The following is a 17,846-nucleotide window of genomic DNA, read 5'->3' on the forward strand; positions in this document are numbered from 1 at the left end:
CGCCTGGCTGTCTGTACAGCGTGAAAAACGCTTGTTATTGTTAAGCACTTCTAATCAGGAGTACGCCTGTGACGACTTCATTCCTCGCTTTTCTGTTTGCGATCATCATTTTGACCCTGACGCCGGGGTTCGATACGGCATTAATTTTGCGATCGGCGGCGGCACAGGGCTGGCGACGAGCCAGTGCGACCGCGCTGGGCGTGGCGACGGGCTGTCTGTCGTGGGGCATTGCGGTCGGGCTGGGGCTGGGGGCGCTGCTGCTGGCATCGGAAACGGCGTATAACCTGCTGAAGTGGGCTGGCGCAGCCTATCTGCTCTGGCTGGGCGTCAGGTTACTGTGGCATCCGCGTCGCCAGAATGCAGCGCTGCCCGCCGAAACGCCGTCGCAGCAAACGCATCTGGCCTGCTTTCTGCGTGGGTTACTGGGGAATCTGTTGAATCCTAAAGTGGGCGTTTTCTACGTAACATTTTTACCGCAGTTTATCCCTCAGGGCGGTTCGGTCCCGGTCTGGTGCACCCTGATGGCCCTGACACATATGGTGACTGGATTGATCTGGAGCAGCGTGCTGATTGGCAGCAGTCACTATTTTGCGGCACAGCTCAGGAAGCCACGCGTGTTAATAATCATGGATCGTTTGACGGGCTGCGTCTTTATTGGCTTCGCGGCGAAACTGGCGCTGTCTCGCCGCTGAGCATTACGGCTTTGTGGCGACCAGCACCGCACGCAGCGGTGCGGGATAACCTTCAACGGTTTTGCTGCTGTCCGCAGGATCAAGGAATTCCGCCAGCGATTCGCTGGTCATCCAGTCGGTCCGGCGCTGTTCATCTGTGGTCGTAACGGCAAAGTCCACAATGCGCACATCGACAAAGCCGCATTTCTCCAGCCAGCTTTTCAGCGCCTCGGCGGAGGGGATAAAGTAGACGTTGCGCATCTGAGCATAGCGTTCGCCCGGCACCAGCACCTGATTCACATCGCCTTCAATCACCAGCGTTTCCAGGACCAGTTCGCCGCCGCTCACTAACTGATTTTTCAGCTGCATCAGATGATCCAGCGGCGAACGGCGGTGATAAAGCACGCCCATGGAAAACACGGTATCGAACGCCTGAAGCACCGGCAGCTGTTCGATGCCGAGCGGCAGCAGGTGGGCGCGGCGGTCGTCATTTAACAGCTTGCGGACGGCTTCGAACTGGCACAGAAACAGCTGCATGGGATCGATACCGACCACAAGGTGCGCGCCTGCCCCGATCATGCGCCACATATGGTAGCCACTGCCACAGCCCACATCCAGTACAGTGCGTCCGGCTAACGAGGAGATGTGTGGCAGCACGCGATCCCATTTCCAGTCTGAGCGCCATTCCGTATTAATTTCGGTGCCGTAAAGCGAATAGGGGCCTTTGCGCCAGGGCATCAGATTACGCAGCAGTTTCTCAATGCCCTGACGGTGCCGATCGCTGATATCGTCCCGATCGGCGCTGACGCTGTGCAGCAGGTCCAGCCGCTGAGGTTCCAGCTGGGGTAAATATTCCAGCGACTTGTACCAGTCACGGAAGTGCCCGTGCAGATTTTCACGCTGCCACTCGCTGATTTGCGCAGGCAGCACCTCCAGCCATTTTGCCAGGGGACCCACGGCGATTTGCTGATAAAAACGGCCAAAGTCGATCATTTTAATGCCACCAACGAACCAAAATTAAAACACTGAAACCACAGCTCAGCATGAGAAAAACCGGCCTGTTTCAGGCGCGCCTTGTGCGTTTCTACGCTATCGGTGAGCATCACATTTTCCAGCATGCTGCGTTTCTGGCTGATTTCCAGTTCGCTGTAGCCGTTGGCGCGCTTAAAGTCATGATGCATGTTGAACAACAGTTCACCGACGTCACGATCTTCAAAGCTGAACTTCTCAGAGAGCACCAACGCGCCGCCGGGATTCAGCCCCTGCCAGATTTTGGTCAGCAACGTCAGGCGGGCTGGCGGTTCAAGAAACTGCAGGGTGAAATTGAGCACCACCAGTGACGCGTTCTCAATGGCGATATCGCAGATATCCGCTTCGACGACCGTAACCGGCGTATCCGCCCGAAACGCATCGATATGACGGCGGCAGCGCTCCACCATGGCCGGCGAATTATCCACAGCAATAATCTGACAGCCGGGCACGTGAATATTGCGGCGCACCGAGAGCGTGGCAGCGCCTAGTGAACAGCCCAGGTCAAATACCTGGCTGTTGGGCTGGACGAAACGTTCTGCCAGCATGCCAATCATCGAAATGATGTTGGAATAGCCCGGCACTGAGCGCTGAATCATGTCGGGAAACACTTCAGCCACGCGCTCGTCAAACGTCCAGTCGCCCAGTTTTTCAATGGGCGCAGAAAAGAGTTGATCGCGATCAGACATAACGAAAATCCGAAGAGACGGCGGAAAGTGCGCTATTCTGGCAGAAACTGCCGCGGCCTGCACCCTTTACGCCGTTAACATTAACGCAAGCTGAGCAAGAGTGGCCAGGGCAGGTAAATCAGGTTAAAAATTACCATACCGGACAGCGAGAATAACGTCAGCATCATGCCATATTTGCGTTTGCTCATGACATCGCTGCGCAGGCCCTGTGCATGCAACACCCGGCCAATGAAAAACAGGATGCCGGTCAGGTGCACCATCCAGATATTCGCGCCGTTCATCTCCAGCACAATCAGCAATAATAACCCCAGCGGGATCGTTTCAATGGCATTGCCGTGAATCCGGATGGCCATGTGTAAATCGTGATGACCGCCATCGCCATAAGCCACATGATGCTGTCGCCGTAAGCGCACAACATTCAGGGTAAATTTCATGATCAGTAAGGCCCCGATCACCACATATAACGCGCTTATCATTATTGATTCCTTATTTTTACTTTTGCCAGAGGTGTGATGCTGCCGGTCGCTATCAGAATAGCGAATCCTGTTGCGGCCAGTCCGGCCCGGGACCGATGCTGGCATCAATTTTTTGCAGTTCAGGCCACAAGGCCTGCACCAGCGGAAAGACCTGGCCCATGTCGGGCGTGTGAATGAAGACCAGCGGTTCACTTTGCGTATGCCATTCAGCCAGTTTCGTCAGCCAGATGCGAAACAGCGGCAGGCTTTCTTCAAGACTATCGCTGCCGACAAAGCGGATCATCGGGCGCGGTCCTGTTAACAGCGCATGCGGCGGGACGCGCGGCTTTTGCTGGCGGGCGTGCAGCGCCGCCGCGCTTTGTGACGTTGAGGCGTGAACCGGACGGCTGTCCAGCACCACACGATTGACGCCGCGCTGGAGCAGGCCACGATTCAGCGCGCGCTCAGCCTCACCTTTCGCGAAAAAAGCGGCATGCCGCACTTCCACGCCATAGGAAAAAGAGGCAGGCAGACTATCCAGAAAACGCCACAGATCGCTGAGTTGGGCGGGAGAAAAGCTGGCAGGCAACTGGAGCCAGTACTGACCGATGCGATCGGCAAGCGGATGCATCAGGCGAAAAAAGTCGGTCAGTAAGTCATCGGTGTTTTGCAGTGCTGCCTGATGGCTGATTGTGCTGGGGAATTTAAAACAGAAGCGAAACTGATCGTGCGTCATATCCCGCCAGCGCAACACGGTTTCGGGATCCGGCAGTGCATACAGCGTGGTATTGCCCTCAACGGTCTGGAAATAACGCGCGTAGTCCGCCAGGGTTTCAATTCCCCAGCGTTTCCAGTGTGCGTGGTGCCATTGCGGCAAACCGATACGAAGTGTCACGCCTGACTCCTGTCGTTGAGTGTGATGGTAATTATCCTGTAAGGCAGTATATTGACGCAACCCGGTGAAAAGGGAACAGGAAATGCCGTGCTTTAGCGTGGCTCCACTTATCCTGTCAGCCTTTTTCCATTATAATAGCGGCCTTTTTTGCGACAGCACCTGATAAGGTTACGCGGCCTGGTGCTGTCTGCTGCAGCGGCGAAGTTAAAAGGATAGTGTTATGCGTACAGAGTATTGTGGACAGCTCAATCTGTCTCATGTGGGTCAGCAAGTTACGCTTTGCGGCTGGGTCAATCGCCGTCGCGATCTGGGAAGCCTCATCTTTATCGATATGCGCGACCGTGAAGGCATCGCCCAGGTGTTTTTCGATGCCGATCATCAAGAAGCGTTCCAGCTGGCATCTGAACTGCGTAACGAATTCTGTATCCAGATCACCGGTACCGTCCGTGCCCGTGACGAAAAGAACCGAAACAGCGACATGGCGACCGGCGACGTGGAAGTGTTCGCCCACGCGCTGACCATCATCAACCGTGCTGACCCTCTGCCGCTGGATTCTAACCAGACCAACAGCGAAGAAGCGCGTCTGACGTATCGCTATCTGGACCTGCGTCGTCCGGAGATGGCGCAGCGTTTGAAAACCCGTGCGAAAATCACCAGCTTTGTGCGTCGCTTTATGGATAACGAAGGCTTTCTGGATATTGAAACGCCGATGCTGACTAAAGCAACGCCAGAAGGCGCGCGCGACTATCTGGTGCCCAGCCGTGTGCACAAAGGGAAGTTCTATGCGCTGCCGCAGTCACCGCAGTTGTTCAAGCAGCTGCTGATGATGTCCGGCTTCGACCGCTATTATCAGATCGTTAAGTGCTTCCGTGATGAAGACCTGCGTGCTGATCGTCAGCCAGAGTTTACCCAGATCGACGTTGAAACCTCCTTCATGACCGCCGAACAGGTGCGTGAGAAGATGGAGCGTCTGATTCGTGAACTGTGGATGGACATCAAAGGGGTGGATCTGGGGGCGTTTCCACAGATGACCTTTGCCGAAGCCATGCATCGCTTTGGTTCGGACAAGCCTGACCTGCGCAACCCGATGGAGCTGGTGGACGTAGGCGATCTGCTGAAAAGCGTCGAATTCCAGGTCTTTGCGGGTCCCGCAAATGACCCGAAAGGCCGCGTAGCTGCGCTGCGCGTGCCCGGCGGTGCGGCGCTGACGCGTAAGCAAATCGACGAATACGGCAAGTTTGTTGAAATCTACGGGGCCAAAGGGCTGGCGTGGATGAAGATTAACGAACGTGCCAACGGCTTCGAGGGCGTGCAGAGTCCGGTGGCCAAGTTCCTCAGTGCCGACATCGTGGAAGCGATACTGAACCGCACGGGCGCACAGGATGGCGACCTGATCTTCTTCGGTGCCGATCGCGCGAAAGTCGTGGCGGATGCGCTGGGTGCGCTGCGCCTGAAAGTCGGCCGCGATTTGCGGATCACCGACGAAAACGCCTGGGCACCGCTGTGGGTAATCGACTTCCCGATGTTTGAGGAAGATGAAGAGGGCGGTCTGGCTGCGATGCACCATCCGTTCACCTCACCGAAAGACATGACCGCAGAGGCGCTGGCCAGCGATCCGGTTCAGGCGGTGGCAAATGCCTACGACATGGTGATTAACGGCTACGAAGTGGGCGGCGGTTCCGTGCGTATTCACAACAGCAAAATGCAGCAGACGGTGTTCAGTATCCTCGGGATCACCGAAGAGGAGCAGCGCCTGAAGTTTGGCTTCCTGCTTGACGCGCTGAAATACGGTACACCACCGCACGCGGGCCTGGCATTTGGTCTGGATCGTCTGACGATGCTGCTGACCGGCACCGATAACATTCGCGATGTTATCGCATTCCCGAAAACCACCGCCGCCGCGTGCATGATGACCGAAGCACCGAGCGAAGCCAATCCTGCCGCGTTGCTGGATCTGGGCATTCTGGTGGCGCCGAAGAAAGAAAAGTCAGAGAACAAGTAATGGGCAATAAACATCCGGTATCGGTGCTGGTGGTGATTTTTGCGCAAGATACTGGCCGGGTGTTAATGCTGCAGCGACGTGATGATGCCAGCTTCTGGCAGTCGGTCACAGGCAGCCTGGAAGTCGGGGAAACCCCGCGCCAGGCGGCCGAGCGTGAGGTGTCAGAGGAGCTGTCCATCAACATTGCGGACGAAAAGCTAGTGCTGGAAGACTGTCACAAACAGATCGAGTTTGAAATTTTCCCGCACTATCGCCACCGTTACGCACCGGGCATCACGCATAACCGGGAACACTGGTTCAGGCTGGCGTTACCCGCAGAGCGCGACCTGCTGCTCACCGAGCATCTTGCCGCGCGCTGGCTTGAGCCCGCCGCTGCTGCTGCCCTGACCAAGTCCTGGAGTAACCGCCAGGCGATTGAGGAATTTATCTGAATGCCTGCCGTAACGCGTTTTTCAGACGGCAGTAACGTTAAATTTCACGAATTCGACGAAGCTCATCCTTCGTTCCCTAAACCGGGTGCAGGTGATAAACCGGCGCCGTTAAAATTGAAGAGTCGGGCATCATCGGTATCGCGAAGCCGCGACCGTCAGTGCAGTGCAACCGGAACGTTTATAACGACGTGAGGATGGCAGGCACTGTCGGGAGGCGGATCGTAAGTCAGATAGCCCGTGCGATTGTTAAGATCGGAGAATATGCAAGATGGCTGGACATAGTAAATGGGCGAATACCAAGCACCGCAAGGCTGCTCAGGATGCCAAGCGCGGTAAAATCTTTACCAAAATCATTCGCGAGCTGGTGACCGCCGCGAAACTGGGTGGGGGCGATCCCGGTTCTAACCCACGTTTACGTGCTGCCATGGACAAAGCGCTGTCTAATAACATGACACGCGATACCATGAACCGTGCGATTGCACGCGGCGTGGGCGGCGAAGATGATTCCAACATGGAAACCATCATCTATGAAGGTTACGGTCCGGGGGGATCGGCCATCATGATCGAGTGTCTGAGTGATAACCGAAACCGTACGGTGGGTGAAGTGCGTCATGCGTTCACCAAAACCGGCGGCAACCTGGGAACCGATGGCTCCGTGTCTTACCTGTTCAGCAAAAAAGGCGTGATTTCTTACGCGCCAGGCCAGGATGAAGATGCGGTGATGGAAGCCGCGCTGGAAGCCGGTGCAGAGGACGTGGTGGCGTATGATGATGGCGCTATCGATGTCTTCACCGCCTGGGAAGAGATGGGCACCGTGCGCGATGCGCTGGAAGCCGCCGGTCTGAAAGCGGATACGGCGGAAGTTGCGATGATTCCGTCAACCAAAGCGGAAATGGATGCGGAAACCGCACCGAAACTGCTGCGTCTGATCGATATGCTGGAAGACTGCGACGACGTGCAGGAGGTTTATCACAACGGTGAGATCTCCGATGAGGTGGCGGAAACGCTGTAATGCTGTACCGCTTTCATCGCTGGCTGGAGACGCGTCATGTCTATTATCCTGGGGATTGACCCCGGTTCACGCGTCACCGGTTACGGGGTGATTCGTCAGACCGGCCGCCAGCTCACCTATCTGGGCAGCGGCTGTATCCGCACCAATACGACAGAATTGCCGGCGCGCCTGAAACTGATCTATGCTGGCGTTTGCGAAATTATCACGCAGTTTTCGCCTGATTTTTTCGCCATCGAGCAGGTGTTTATGGCGAAGAACGCCGATTCGGCGCTGAAGCTTGGCCAGGCGCGCGGTGCCGCCATCGTCGCGGCGGTAAACCATGACCTGCCGGTGTTCGAATATGCCGCACGTCAGGTGAAGCAGACGGTTGTCGGAACCGGCGGGGCAGAAAAAAGTCAGGTTCAGCATATGGTCAAATCCTTACTGAAGCTTGCAGCCAGTCCGCAGGCTGATGCCGCCGATGCGCTGGCTATTGCGATTACGCACTGCCATGTTGCACAGAATGCCGCGCGCATGAGTGAGAACACGCTGGTGCTGACCCGCGGCCGGCTGCGGCAGCGCTAACGGCAATCCCCGCAATATGCCCGTCAGGCTGGATATTCATCCAGCCTTTTTTATGGTATAAATTCCGCCACATACGTTGAATAAGGAAGGCATCAGGTGATAGGTCGTTTACGGGGAACCATTCTGGAAAAGCAGCCACCGCTGGTCCTGCTGGAGGCGCATGGCGTTGGTTATGAAGTCCATATGCCAATGACCTGTTTTTATGAACTGCCTGAGCTTAATCACGAAGCGATAATCTTTACGCAATTTGTGGTTCGTGAAGACGCGCAACTGCTGTTCGGCTTTAACAGCAAACAGGAACGTGCCCTGTTTCGTGAACTGATAAAAGTCAACGGCGTTGGGCCGAAACTGGCGCTCGCTATTCTGTCGGGCATGTCCGCTCAGCAGTTTGTCACGGCGGTGGAAAAAGAAGAGATTGCCGCGCTGGTCAAACTGCCGGGTGTGGGCAAGAAAACCGCCGAGCGTCTGGTTGTCGAGATGAAGGATCGCTTTAAAGGGATGCATGGCGATCTGTTTGGCGGTGACTCGGCCTTTACGCTGACCACGCCGGGCCCGGAACCCGAAACCAACGACGCCGAAGCGGAAGCGGTTGCAGCGCTGGTGTCCCTGGGTTATAAACCGCAGGAAGCGAGCCGCATGATCAGCAAAGTGGGTCGCCCTGACGCGGATTGTGAAACATTAATTCGCGAAGCGCTCCGCGCCGCTATTTGAGGTAATTCATGATTGAAGCCGATCGCCTGATCTCCGCCGCCAGCGTTAGCGAAGAAGAGAGCCTCGACCGCGCCATCCGGCCTAAGATGCTGACCGAGTATGTCGGCCAGCCGCAGGTGCGGGAGCAAATGGAAATTTTTATCAAAGCGGCCCAACTGCGTGGCGATGCGCTGGACCATTTGCTGATTTTTGGCCCACCCGGGCTGGGAAAAACCACCCTGGCGAACATTGTGGCTAATGAGATGGGCGTCAATCTGCGCACCACCTCCGGTCCGGTGCTGGAGAAAGCGGGCGATTTGGCGGCGATGCTCACCAACCTTGAGCCGCATGATGTGCTGTTTATTGATGAGATTCACCGCCTGTCACCGGTCGTTGAAGAAGTACTGTATCCGGCGATGGAAGACTATCAGCTGGATATCATGATCGGCGAAGGTCCGGCAGCGCGCTCGATTAAGCTTGATCTGCCGCCGTTTACGCTGATTGGTGCCACTACGCGCGCGGGCTCACTGACGTCGCCCCTGCGCGATCGTTTTGGTATCGTGCAGCGGCTGGAATTCTATCAGGTGAAAGATCTGCAGCATATCGTCGGGCGCAGTGCCGCCTGTCTGGGCCTGGCGCTGAGCGAGGAGGGAGCCCTTGAAATCGCCCGTCGCTCTCGCGGCACGCCGCGTATTGCTAACCGACTGTTACGCCGGGTGCGTGATTTTGCAGAAGTGCGGGCAAACGGTAACTTAAGCGGCGAAGTCTCAGTGACCGCGCTGGACATGCTTAACGTTGACAGCGAAGGTTTCGACTATATGGATCGTAAACTGCTGCTGGCGATTATTGATAAATTCACCGGCGGGCCGGTGGGTCTGGATAACCTTGCGGCGGCGATTGGTGAAGAGCGGGAAACGATCGAAGATGTCATCGAGCCCTTCCTGATTCAGCAGGGCTTTATCCAACGTACACCGCGCGGCCGGATGGCCACGCAGCATGCTTACCGTCATTTCGGTATCACCAAAGAGGCGTAATCACAGCGCCGGTTTGCGCACCATACTGACGATAAACAGTATGGCTGCGCACAGCACCACAGACGGCCCCGCAGGCGTGTCATAGAACGCCGAGAAGGTTAACCCGCCGGTTACTGCCATTACCCCGATCAGCACCGCAATCGCGGCCATCATTTCTGGTGAACGTGCAAAGCGTCGCGCCGTCGCAGCCGGGATAATCAGCAGCGAGGTGATGATCAGCGCCCCGACAAATTTCATCGCCACGCCAATAGTCAGCGCGGTCACCAGCATCAGGATTAACCGGGTGCGTTGAATATTCACCCCATCGACCTGCGCCAGTTCAGGGCTGATGGTCATCGACAGCAACGCGCGCCACTGCCAGGCCATGACCGCTAAAACACAACCTACGCCCGCAGCCATTGCCCCGAGATCGGCAGGGGTGACCGCCAGCAAATCGCCGAACAGGTAGGCCATCAAATCGACCCGCACATTCGACATCAGGCTGACGACCACCAGTCCCAGTGACAGCGCACTGTGCGCCATGATGCCCAGCAAGGTATCAATGGCCAGATGCGGTCGGCGTTCCAGCCAGACCAGCCCCAGCGCCAGACAAACCGTGACCAGAATCACGGCATAATAAGGATTTACATCCAGCATTAAACCAAACGCAACGCCCAGCAGTGAGGCATGCGCCAGTGTGTCGCCAAAGTAAGACATCTTGCGCCAGACGACAAACGAACCCAGAGGACCGGCGGCCAGCGCCAGCATGACGCCGCCCAGCCAGCCCGGTAGCAATAATTCAATCATAGTGGACCCGGTCCCTTGCGAAGTACGATACGTCCCTTTAAGTCGTGACGATGATTATGGTGATGACGATAGATAGCCAGTTCCTGCGCGCCGCGTGGCCCAAACATGGCAATAAATTCCGGATGCTGAGAGACAGCCTCGGGCGTGCCGGAACAGCAGATATGATGATTGAGGCACAGCACTTCGTCTGTCTTGGCCATGACCAGATGCAAATCATGAGAGACCATCAATACCGCACAGTTCAGCTCATGACGAAGCTGGTTAATCAAATCATAGAGCGCGACCTGACCATTGACGTCCACGCCCTGTGTCGGCTCATCCAGCACCAGCAACTGTGGCTGATTAAGCAGCGCACGCGCAAGCAGGACGCGCTGCATTTCGCCACCGGACAGTTTCTGCAGGGGAGAGGTCAGCAGGTGACCGGCCTGAACGCGTTTGAGCGCAGGCAGAATGTCCTGATGACGTGCGCCACGTGACAAACGCATAAAACGCTCGACGGTAACCGGTAACGTCGGATCGATGTGCAGTTTCTGAGGCACATAACCAATACGCAGGTTCGCACTGCGATGCACCTGACCGGATGAGGGCGCGAGCAGGCCGAGTACCACGCGCACCAGCGTCGATTTACCCGCGCCATTGGGACCCAGCAGCGTCAAAATTTTACCAGGATGAAGCGCCAGGCTCACGCCAGACAGGACGGTGCGTTGAGCAAACTGGATGGAGACATTTTCAAGTGTGACAAGTGATGGCATAAGATTTACAGGTTGCGCAGAATTTCGAATGTTATAATATCACATCTAATCTGTTGATGACGAAGGAATGACGCATTATGTTACATAATAAAAAAGGGGTGGGTTTTACCCTGGCTGCGCTTGCTTTTGCTACCGCCGTTGCTTTGCCCGCTCATGCCAATGTGGTGGCCTCCATTAAGCCTGTTGGCTTCATTGCCTCTGCGATTGCGGACGGGGTAACACCGGTGGAGGTCTTGCTACCTGATGGCGCATCCGAACATGATTATGCCCTGCGCCCGTCTGATGTAAAACGCTTACAAAACGCGGACTTAGTGGTCTGGGTGGGACCAGAAATGGAAGCGTTTATGACCAAATCAGCCGCCGCCCTGCCAGAAAAAAAGAATCTTGAGATAGTACAAATTCCCGGCGTAAAAACGATGCTGCTGCGGGGCGGTGAAGACGATGATCACGATAACCATGAGGCAGCAGAGCACGATCATGATGCAGAGCATCATCATCATCACGGTGAGTTTAATATGCACTTGTGGATGTCACCCGAAATCGCGCAAAAAACCGCGGTTGCAATCCATGAAAAATTATTGGAACTTATGCCGCAGGATAAAGCCAAACTTGACGCCAACCTGCAGCATTTTGAGGCAGAATTAGCGGACACAGATAAGCGCATTATCTCACAGCTTGCCCCCGTTAAAGATAAAGGGTATTTCGTTTTTCACGACGCTTACACGTACTTTGAAAAACACTACGGTCTCTCCCCCACCGGGCATTTTACCGTTAACCCAGAAATTCAACCGGGTGCACAGCGCTTACATCAAATTCGAACACAGTTGGTTGAGAAAAAGGCCGTTTGCGTCTTTGCTGAGCCACAATTCAGGCCGGCGGTCATCGATGCTGTTGCCCGTGGAACGCAGGTGCGTAAAGGCACGCTCGATCCACTGGGCACAGACATCAGCTTAGGAAAAGACAGCTATGTGAAATTCCTCTCACAGCTGTCGAGCCAGTATGAGACCTGCCTGAAAGGAGCATAGAGGAATAGTTTAACGTGCAGCAGATAGCCCGCTCTGTCGCCCTCGCATTTAATAATTTGCCGCGCCCCCACCGCGTTATGCTGGGATCGTTAACCGTTGTTACTCTGGCCGTCGCAGTCTGGCGGCCTTATGTTTACCATCCGAATGATGATGTTACGCCCATCGTCAAAGCCATTGAGTTAGACAAAAACGAGTTTCGCACACTGCTTCCTGAAGCCAGTGAACCTATCGATCAAACCACGCCCGAACCCGATGAAGAACTGCCTTCAGACGACGTCGATCAGGATGTCGCCGATACGGCAGGCACGCACGATTACACCGTCTCCTCTGGTGACACGCTCAGCAGCGCACTGAACCAGTATGGCATCGACATGAGCGACATTAATGCGCTGGTGGCCAGCGATAAAGATCTGCGTAATTTGCAGGTCGGTCAGCAGCTCAGCTGGACGCTCAATGATGCCGGCGCACTGGATACCTTTACCTGGGAAATCTCGCGTCGTGAAACCCGCACCTATACGCGCACCGATAAAGGTGGCTTTAGCATGCAGTCGCAGATGCAAAAGGGTGAATGGCGCAACAGTGTGATTCAGGGCGAAGTTCGCGGCAGCTTTGCCGCCAGCGCTATGCGTGCCGGTTTAAGCAGTGCAGAGGCCAGCAGCGTGATCAAAGCCATGCAGTGGCAGATGGATTTTCGTAAGTTACGCGCGGGCGATAAATTCAGCGTGCTGATGTCGCGCGAAATGCTGGAAGGCAAGAGCGCGCAAAGCCAGCTACTGGGTGTGCGTTTGCGCAGCGGCGGCAAAGATTATTACGCGTTCCGGGCCGAAGACGGCAAATATTACGATCGCAGCGGTGCGGGCCTGGCGCGGGGCTTTATGCGTTTCCCCACCGTGAAACAGTACCGTGTCTCGTCGAACTTTAATCCGCGCCGTCTTAATCCGGTGACGGGCCGAATTGCACCGCACAAAGGTGTCGATTTCGCGCTGCCGGTTGGTACGCCTGTGCTGGCTGTGGGCGATGGCGAAGTCGTGGTGGCCAAAAACGGCGGTGCCGCCGGTAACTATGTGGCCATCCGTCACGGCCGTCAGTATATGACGCGTTACATGCACCTCAAAAAAGTGCTGGTGAAACCGGGGCAAAAGGTAAAGCGTGGCGATCGTATTGCGCTCTCCGGCAATACCGGCCGTTCAACCGGACCGCATCTGCATTTTGAGATCTGGATTAATAATCAGGCTGTTAATCCCCTGACGGCCAAACTGCCGCGCATGGAAGGTCTGACGGGCAAAGATCGTTCGCAGTATCTTGCTCAGGTCAAAGGCTGGTTACCGCAGTTGGGGATGAAGTAAATACTTTGATAACGTCGACGGCATGGCCGTCGACTTTTTTATCTCTGGCGCAGGATGATTGCAAATTTACTCGTCGCCACTATCATTAGCCCGTCATTGATTGAGGCGAGTGCATGGAAACCCGTAAAAAAAATAACATTGAATTTATTCCCGTTTTTGAACGTTCTTTTTTAAAGCCAAAATACTGGGGCAGCTGGCTGGCCATTGGCGCGCTGGCGGGTATTGCATTGATGCCGCCTCGCGTGCGCGATCCGCTTCTGGGAGGGCTCGGCAAGTTTGCTGGTAAGCTGGCGAAGGGCGCGCGTCGCCGTGCGCTCATCAATCTCTATTACTGCCTGCCTGAATTAAGCGAATCTCAGCGTGACGCGATCGTCGATCAGATGTTTGCCACCGCACCGCAAGCCATGGCCATGATGGCCGAGCTGGGTATGCGCGATCCGGCACAGATCCGACAGCGGGTTGAGTGGCACGGTCGGGAAATCATTGATCAACTGCAGGCCGACAAGCAGAACGTGATTTTTCTGGTGCCGCATGGCTGGGCTGTGGACATTCCGGCCATGCTGCTGGCCTCAGAGGGACAGATGATGGCCGCGATGTTCCATAACCAGAGCGATCCGCTGGTGGACTATGTCTGGAACCGTGTCCGCCGTCGTTTTGGTGGTCGTATGCATGCGCGCAACGATGGCATTAAGCCGTTTATCAGTTCGGTCCGTCAGGGCTACTGGGGCTATTATCTGCCTGACCAGGATCATGGGCCGGAACACAGTGAGTTTGTCGACTTCTTTGCCACTTACAAAGCTACCTTACCCGCCGTTGGCCGGTTGATGAAAGTCTGTCGCGCCCGCGTCGTGCCGCTGTTTCCGGTGTATAACGGAGCAAGGCATAAGCTGGAAATTTACGTTCGTCCGCCGATGGATGACTTACTCGAAGCGGATGACCGTCAACTGGCGCGCCGGATGAATGAAGAGGTAGAAGTGTTTGTGCGTCCGCATCCGGAACAATATACCTGGATACTGAAACTGCTTAAAACCCGAAAAGCGGGTGATGTCGAACCCTACTCGCGAGACGAGCTTTATCCTCGTAAATAAAGAAAGGCCGCATGGCGGCCTTTCTGATTTAGACGGGCGTTACTTTGGCGTGACGCCTGCGTTCCCGCAGAAACATCAGCACCAGGCCAAACCACAGGACACCACTGATAAAGTTGATCAGGCTAAACCAGATCACCCCACCGCTAAAATAGAAGTGCTTCGCCAGCTCAATGCCGGTAGCCAGTGTCAAAATGCTGATCATGCCCAGCATGGCCGCGACGCTGCCTTTACCTTCATCGCTGGCATAGAGCGTCAGCCGGTAAAGTCCGGCATTCACCATCCCGCCGCCGAACGCGTACAGGCTTAATCCTGCGGTAATCAACAAATAGCTGTGTGTGTTTATCAGCGTGGCAAATAAAGCAAGGCTTAACCCGAGTAATATGGGCCAGGCGGCAAATTTCACGGGTTGCTCAATCGGCATCCGGCCAACCAGTTTGCTCAGGGTCAGGTTACCGGCAATCATTGCCATAAATACCGGCAGCTGGAGCAGGGCGTACTCCATTCGTGAAAGTCCTTCATCACGCATCAGGATGACCGGGGACAGGGCTACCCAGGTCAGAATGGGAATGAAAACCAGTCCGATGGCAAAGGACCCAAACATCACCTGACGATCTTTTATCAGTCGGCCATAATTGCGCGCCAGCACCGGCAGCGCAATGGACTGGTGACGATCGCCGGCGGTTTCAGGCATGACCCGCCAGAGTACGATAAACGCCACGGCGCTGCAGGCGGCAAACAGCCAGAACATACTGCGCCAGCTTCCGACCGTGAGCCAGGCGGCGCCGGCCAGAGGCCCGGCGAGCGGTGCCAGCAGGGCGACATTCGCCATCAGTGCCATAATGCGCACGGCCAGTGCTTCCTCGAACGCTTCCTGAATGGCTGCATAGCCGACCGCACCAATAAAACACAGGCTAATTCCCTGCAGGAAACGCAGACTGACGAACTGCTCAATGTCACTGACCCAGGTGGTCAGAATACAGGCGGCGGCAAAAAACAGAATGCCGGACAGCAGCACGGGCCTGCGGCCATATTTATCGGACAACGGGCCAAGCAGCCATTGTAAAACCACGCCACCCAGCAAATAGGCCGTGAGAGAGGTAGAAACCCACTGATCGCCTACGTCGAATTCGGCGGTGACCAGCAACATGCCGGGTTGGATCATATCGTGAGCAATATAGGTGGCGAACTCATAAAGCACCATCGCCAGCGGAAACAGCATCACGCGTCCGGTCAACTGGCGGATGGGTTGATAACGGGCCATCTGGCCTCCTTATGAAAAAACAAAAAACGCGACTGCAAGGCAGCCGCGTTTAAATGGTAATACAGATGTGTATGAAAAGCGGTATTAATCGACGCGCAGCACCCGGCCGGTGTTAGTCGTGCCGGTTGCCCCCATCACATCCCCTTGCGTGACGACCACTAAATCACCGGAGACGAGGAAGCCTTTGTCACGCAGCAGATTAACGGCGTCATGGGCGGTGGCCACGCCTTCGTTATCGCTGTCGAAAAACACGGGCGTCACGCCGCGATACAGCGCGGTGATATTCAGCGTACGTTCGTGGCGCGACATGGCAAAGATCGGCAAACCTGATGTGATACGTGAGGTCATCAATGGCGTACGACCGGATTCCGTCATGGTAATAATGGCGGTCACGCCCTGCAGGTGGTTCGCCGTGTACATGGCTGACATGGCGATCGCTTCTTCGATATTATCGAACTGCACATCCAGACGGTGTTTAGAGACATTTACGCTTGGGATTTTCTCGGCACCCAGACAGACTTTTGCCATGGCGGCAACGGTCTCCGCCGGATACTGACCGGCAGCGGTTTCGGCTGACAGCATTACCGCATCGGTGCCGTCCAGCACGGCGTTGGCGACGTCCATGACTTCAGCGCGCGTCGGCATAGGATTGGTGATCATTGATTCCATCATCTGTGTCGCGGTGATGATGGTACGGTTCAACTGGCGCGCACGACGGATAAGGGCTTTCTGAATCCCGACCAGTTCCGGATCGCCAATTTCCACGCCCAGGTCGCCACGGGCAACCATCACCACGTCAGAGGCCAGAATGATGTCATCCATGGCTTCCTGCGAGGCGACCGCTTCGGCACGTTCTACTTTCGCGACCATCAACGCGTCACAGCCCGCATCGCGCGCCAGACGGCGGGCATAGTGCATATCCTCACCACAACGCGGAAAGGATACCGCCAGATAGTCCACGTTGATTTTGGCGGCCGTGATAATATCGGCTTTGTCTTTCTCCGTCAGGGCTTCAGCCGACAGGCCTCCGCCCAGTTTGTTGATGCCTTTATTGTTAGAAAGCGGGCCACCTACTGTCACTTCGGTAAACACTTTGACGCCCTGAACCTCCAGCACCTTCAGCTGGACGCGACCATCATCCAGCAGCAGGATATCGCCGGGTACCACATCCTCGGGCAGACCTTTATAGTCAATGCCGACGCGTTCTTTATCGCCTTCGCCTTTGCCCAGCGCCGCATCAAGCAGGAACCGGTCGCCCACGTTCAGGAAGACTTTACCTTCTTTAAAGGTGGATACACGAATTTTAGGGCCTTGCAAATCGCCCAGAATGGCCACATGTCGACCGAGTTTTGCCGCAATCTGACGCACTTTATCGGCACGCATCTGGTGATCTTCGGGCGTACCGTGTGAAAAGTTAAGACGCACAACGTTGGCACCAGCAGCAATGATTTTTTCGAGATTGTTGTCGCGGTCAGTGGCTGGGCCGAGAGTGGTTACGATCTTGGTTCTTCTTAAACGTCGGGACATAGAGATTCCTTTGAATTTTGGAACTGAGCTGAATCGTTACTTTTTAAGGTATTAGCCCGTCAGATACTGATTACCACACAGAGGTATTATTATACATTCGAGTGTGTCAGAACTGTGGCACTGCGCCCGGAAGACGTCCAGTAAAGGCGCTTTTGTCAGATACAATACTGAGACTCACCGAGGAAGTCATCCCCCCTTCGACGCTAGCGCCAGCTTAATTGACCAGACGCAAGTGACGCAGCCATTCTGCGTGTCACAACGCGGCAGGATGAACAGCCCGTTAATCTGTATCGTAGTTACAGCCGGGCCGCGCGTAACAGACCAGGCTGTTGCGGTCGTTCGTTTGCCGGTGGGGAAGGCATCGTCTGTTGTTTGGCCCACGAAGCCGGTGTAAACAGCGAAAAGCGTAAAGCGGCAAGTGTTGCACCGGCGCATTATCCCGACCGGATAGGGAGTAAATATCTGTTAGAATGGATAAATGCTGAGATGAAAGGCAATGCTGCCGGGGTGACCCTGTAGAATCAGCCGCGGGGCAAGGTCTGATAAGTCGGCTGGCCCTTTTTTTGCCATAATCAGCGTCGCACTGGCT

The 17,846-nt window shown here is 55.5% G+C and carries 18 protein-coding genes; 10 read left to right on the top strand and 8 right to left on the bottom strand.

Annotated elements, in window-relative coordinates; all coding sequences use genetic code 11:
- The first annotated feature begins 68 nt into the window (after nt 1–68).
- Nucleotides 69–692, top strand: coding sequence for a LysE family translocator (locus C7433_RS00330; RefSeq protein ID WP_058701779.1), 624 nt, complete (start codon nt 69–71; stop codon nt 690–692).
- 3 nt (nt 693–695) lie between these two features.
- On the opposite strand, the gene cmoB is transcribed toward C7433_RS00330, so the two are convergent.
- The 4 genes from cmoB to C7433_RS00350 form a co-directional block, all read right to left on the bottom strand.
- Nucleotides 696–1,664 (bottom strand): tRNA 5-methoxyuridine(34)/uridine 5-oxyacetic acid(34) synthase CmoB, encoded by a 969-nt coding sequence (gene cmoB, locus C7433_RS00335; RefSeq protein ID WP_006120261.1) that lies wholly within the window; start codon nt 1,662–1,664, stop codon nt 696–698.
- Nucleotides 1,661–2,389 carry a carboxy-S-adenosyl-L-methionine synthase CmoA gene (cmoA, locus tag C7433_RS00340; RefSeq protein WP_006120262.1) on the bottom strand — a complete coding sequence of 243 codons (729 nt, stop codon included), beginning with the start codon at nt 2,387–2,389 and terminating at the stop codon, nt 1,661–1,663. The genes cmoB and cmoA overlap by 4 nt, the downstream gene beginning before the upstream one ends.
- Before the next feature lie 80 nt (nt 2,390–2,469).
- The gene (locus C7433_RS00345; protein WP_058701780.1) at nt 2,470–2,865 is read right to left on the bottom strand and encodes an MAPEG family protein; all 396 of its coding nucleotides are present in this window, start codon (nt 2,863–2,865) and stop codon (nt 2,470–2,472) included.
- 52 nt (nt 2,866–2,917) lie between these two features.
- On the bottom strand, nt 2,918–3,739 hold the full coding sequence (locus C7433_RS00350; RefSeq protein ID WP_006120264.1) for a DUF72 domain-containing protein: 822 nt from the start codon (nt 3,737–3,739) through the stop codon (nt 2,918–2,920).
- A gap of 220 nt (nt 3,740–3,959) precedes the next feature.
- Between C7433_RS00350 and aspS the strand changes: the two genes are divergently transcribed.
- From aspS to ruvB, 6 genes are all read left to right on the top strand, one after another.
- A complete protein-coding gene (aspS, locus tag C7433_RS00355; protein WP_033741983.1) occupies nt 3,960–5,741 on the top strand; it encodes an aspartate--tRNA ligase in 1,782 nt (593 codons plus the stop codon).
- A complete protein-coding gene (gene nudB / locus C7433_RS00360) occupies nt 5,741–6,172 on the top strand; it encodes a dihydroneopterin triphosphate diphosphatase (protein WP_006120266.1) in 432 nt (143 codons plus the stop codon). The genes aspS and nudB overlap by 1 nt, the downstream gene beginning before the upstream one ends.
- A 268-nt stretch (nt 6,173–6,440) precedes the next feature.
- Entirely contained in the window at nt 6,441–7,184 is a 744-nt protein-coding gene (locus C7433_RS00370) for a YebC/PmpR family DNA-binding transcriptional regulator (RefSeq protein ID WP_006120268.1), read from the top strand.
- Nucleotides 7,185–7,220: 36 nt separating this feature from the next.
- On the top strand, nt 7,221–7,748 hold the full coding sequence (gene ruvC, locus C7433_RS00375; protein ID WP_033741979.1) for a crossover junction endodeoxyribonuclease RuvC: 528 nt from the start codon (nt 7,221–7,223) through the stop codon (nt 7,746–7,748).
- Nucleotides 7,749–7,844: 96 nt separating this feature from the next.
- Nucleotides 7,845–8,459, top strand: coding sequence for a Holliday junction branch migration protein RuvA (gene ruvA, locus C7433_RS00380; protein ID WP_006120270.1), 615 nt, complete (start codon nt 7,845–7,847; stop codon nt 8,457–8,459).
- An 8-nt stretch (nt 8,460–8,467) separates the two neighbouring features.
- Nucleotides 8,468–9,472: a Holliday junction branch migration DNA helicase RuvB gene (gene ruvB, locus C7433_RS00385; protein WP_006120271.1), complete on the top strand. Its 1,005-nt coding sequence runs from the start codon at nt 8,468–8,470 to the stop codon at nt 9,470–9,472.
- Here the strand turns inward: ruvB and znuB are convergent, their stop codons facing one another.
- A complete protein-coding gene (gene znuB / locus C7433_RS00390; protein ID WP_033741977.1) occupies nt 9,473–10,258 on the bottom strand; it encodes a zinc ABC transporter permease subunit ZnuB in 786 nt (261 codons plus the stop codon). It lies immediately after the preceding gene.
- Nucleotides 10,255–11,010 (bottom strand): zinc ABC transporter ATP-binding protein ZnuC, encoded by a 756-nt coding sequence (gene znuC / locus C7433_RS00395; RefSeq protein ID WP_033741975.1) that lies wholly within the window; start codon nt 11,008–11,010, stop codon nt 10,255–10,257. The genes znuB and znuC overlap by 4 nt, the downstream gene beginning before the upstream one ends.
- Before the next feature lie 77 nt (nt 11,011–11,087).
- Between znuC and znuA the strand changes: the two genes are divergently transcribed.
- The 3 genes from znuA (at nt 11,088) to lpxM (ending at nt 14,469) form a co-directional block, all read left to right on the top strand.
- On the top strand, nt 11,088–12,035 hold the full coding sequence (znuA, locus tag C7433_RS00400) for a zinc ABC transporter substrate-binding protein ZnuA (protein WP_110267424.1): 948 nt from the start codon (nt 11,088–11,090) through the stop codon (nt 12,033–12,035).
- Between the two features lie 14 nt (nt 12,036–12,049).
- Nucleotides 12,050–13,381 carry a murein DD-endopeptidase MepM gene (mepM, locus tag C7433_RS00405; protein ID WP_033741971.1) on the top strand — a complete coding sequence of 444 codons (1,332 nt, stop codon included), beginning with the start codon at nt 12,050–12,052 and terminating at the stop codon, nt 13,379–13,381.
- Nucleotides 13,382–13,494: 113 nt separating this feature from the next.
- Nucleotides 13,495–14,469 (top strand): lauroyl-Kdo(2)-lipid IV(A) myristoyltransferase, encoded by a 975-nt coding sequence (gene lpxM / locus C7433_RS00410; RefSeq protein ID WP_039343145.1) that lies wholly within the window; start codon nt 13,495–13,497, stop codon nt 14,467–14,469.
- Between the two features lie 28 nt (nt 14,470–14,497).
- Here lpxM and C7433_RS00415 read toward each other — a convergent pair whose 3' ends face one another.
- Nucleotides 14,498–15,730, bottom strand: coding sequence for an MFS transporter (locus tag C7433_RS00415; protein ID WP_033741967.1), 1,233 nt, complete (start codon nt 15,728–15,730; stop codon nt 14,498–14,500).
- An 84-nt stretch (nt 15,731–15,814) separates the two neighbouring features.
- A complete protein-coding gene (gene pyk, locus C7433_RS00420) occupies nt 15,815–17,257 on the bottom strand; it encodes a pyruvate kinase (RefSeq protein ID WP_033741964.1) in 1,443 nt (480 codons plus the stop codon).
- Between the last annotated feature and the right edge of the window lie 589 nt (nt 17,258–17,846).

This window comes from Pantoea sp. PNA 03-3, assembly GCF_003201175.1.
Classification (GTDB): domain Bacteria; phylum Pseudomonadota; class Gammaproteobacteria; order Enterobacterales; family Enterobacteriaceae; genus Pantoea; species Pantoea stewartii.

Excerpts from the sequence above, each read along its gene's own strand:
- znuA (WP_110267424.1), top strand. The coding sequence starts at position 11,088 with ATGTTACATAATAAAAAAGGGGTGGGTTTTACCCTGGCTGCGCTTGCT.
- lpxM (WP_039343145.1), top strand. The coding sequence starts at position 13,495 with ATGGAAACCCGTAAAAAAAATAACATTGAATTTATTCCCGTTTTTGAA.
- nudB (WP_006120266.1), top strand. The coding sequence starts at position 5,741 with ATGGGCAATAAACATCCGGTATCGGTGCTGGTGGTGATTTTTGCGCAA.
- pyk (WP_033741964.1), bottom strand. The coding sequence starts at position 17,257 with ATGTCCCGACGTTTAAGAAGAACCAAGATCGTAACCACTCTCGGCCCA.
- C7433_RS00415 (WP_033741967.1), bottom strand. The coding sequence starts at position 15,730 with ATGGCCCGTTATCAACCCATCCGCCAGTTGACCGGACGCGTGATGCTG.
- cmoB (WP_006120261.1), bottom strand. The coding sequence starts at position 1,664 with ATGATCGACTTTGGCCGTTTTTATCAGCAAATCGCCGTGGGTCCCCTG.
- znuB (WP_033741977.1), bottom strand. The coding sequence starts at position 10,258 with ATGATTGAATTATTGCTACCGGGCTGGCTGGGCGGCGTCATGCTGGCG.
- C7433_RS00370 (WP_006120268.1), top strand. The coding sequence starts at position 6,441 with ATGGCTGGACATAGTAAATGGGCGAATACCAAGCACCGCAAGGCTGCT.
- znuC (WP_033741975.1), bottom strand. The coding sequence starts at position 11,010 with ATGCCATCACTTGTCACACTTGAAAATGTCTCCATCCAGTTTGCTCAA.
- cmoA (WP_006120262.1), bottom strand. The coding sequence starts at position 2,389 with ATGTCTGATCGCGATCAACTCTTTTCTGCGCCCATTGAAAAACTGGGC.
- ruvB (WP_006120271.1), top strand. The coding sequence starts at position 8,468 with ATGATTGAAGCCGATCGCCTGATCTCCGCCGCCAGCGTTAGCGAAGAA.
- aspS (WP_033741983.1), top strand. The coding sequence starts at position 3,960 with ATGCGTACAGAGTATTGTGGACAGCTCAATCTGTCTCATGTGGGTCAG.
- ruvC (WP_033741979.1), top strand. The coding sequence starts at position 7,221 with ATGTCTATTATCCTGGGGATTGACCCCGGTTCACGCGTCACCGGTTAC.
- C7433_RS00345 (WP_058701780.1), bottom strand. The coding sequence starts at position 2,865 with ATGATAAGCGCGTTATATGTGGTGATCGGGGCCTTACTGATCATGAAA.